The sequence below is a fragment of the Labrenzia sp. ATLA3 genome, from assembly GCF_057180185.1.
On the sequence record NZ_JBXUKV010000018.1, the window covers coordinates 1 to 1,273 of the forward strand.

At 58.4% G+C, this 1,273-nt stretch carries 1 protein-coding gene; it reads right to left on the reverse strand.

What is annotated here, in order from left to right; all coding sequences use genetic code 11:
* Positions 1–39: 39 nt before the first annotated feature.
* A protein-coding gene (locus AC2A6O_RS29005; RefSeq protein WP_498932174.1) for an IS3 family transposase occupies positions 40–1,193 on the reverse strand; the annotation gives its coding sequence in 2 pieces (ribosomal slippage) (positions 40–902 and positions 902–1,193; 1,155 coding nt in all).
* Between the last annotated feature and the right edge of the window lie 80 nt (positions 1,194–1,273).

Below are 1,273 nucleotides of genomic sequence, written 5' to 3' on the forward strand. Positions count from 1 at the left end.
TAAGCTACTCCCCGATCATTGGACAGTTTTCGGCATAAATTAAGCTACTGTCTGCATCTGCTGGTCGGGTTGGTTTTGATTGATTGCCTGCCAATAGATCACGGCGGGCGGTTTGCCGCCAAGGGCGGAGTGCGGGCGGTGGTGGTTGTAGAAGGTCATCCATTTTCGAATACCGGCCCGGGCCTGTGATCCGCTCTCCCAGGCGTGCAGGTAGACGCACTCGTATTTGAGCGTGCGCCACAGCCGCTCGATGAAGATGTTGTCAAGGAACCGGCCCTTGCCATCCATCGAGATGCGAACGCCCATCCGTCGCAGCCGGTCGGTCCACGCGAAGGATGTGAACTGGCTGCCCTGGTCGGTGTTCATGATCTCCGGGCTGCCGAACTTGTGAACCGCCTCATTCAGTGCCTCGACACAGAAGTCAGCTTCCAGCGTGTTCGAGATGCGCCAGGCCAGCACCTTGCGGGTGAACCAGTCGATGATTGCGACCAGATAGAGGAACCCGCGGCGCATCGGCAGATAGGTGATGTCCGCAGCCCAGACATGGTTCGGTCGATCCACGCGCAGCCCCTTCAGCAGATACGGCCAGATTTTGTGCCCCTTCGCCGGCCTTGATGTGTTGGGCTTCTGGTAGATCGGCATCAGCCCCATGAGCCGCATCAGCCGACGAATGCGTTTCTCGTTTACATGATGGCCCTCGTTCTTCAGGTGCCAGGTCATCTGACGGACGCCGAAGAATGGTGTCTCCAGGAACTGCTCATCGATCTGGCGCATCAGGGTGAGATTTATCTCGGTCTCGCCTTTCGGCATGTAGTAGAACGACGAGCGGGAGATCGACAGCAGCGCGCACTGCTTGCCGACCGACAGGGCCGGATGACCCGGCTCGACCATGCCGCGTCTCACTTCACGCCCCAAGGCTTGAGCTTTCGTGACAAAAAATCGTTGGCGACGGCAAGCTCCCCGATCTTGGCATGGAGCTCCTTGACCTGATCCTCATCGATCTCCGGCTTCCGCCGGCCTCCGCGCTCAAACACCCCCGAGGCGCCATCAAGCAATGCACGCTTCCACTGATGGATCATCGTCGGATGAACACCGAACCGGCTGGCCAGTTCCGAAACCGTCTCCTCGCCTTTCAACGCTTCCAAGGCCACCTTCGCCTTGAACTCCGGCGAATGCTGTTTCCGCTTCGACATCCCTGATCTCCTTCTCGTCGAAGACCAGAAGACAACAAATCGTAGCTTACGTCAGTGTCCGATTTCCGGGGAGTAGCTCA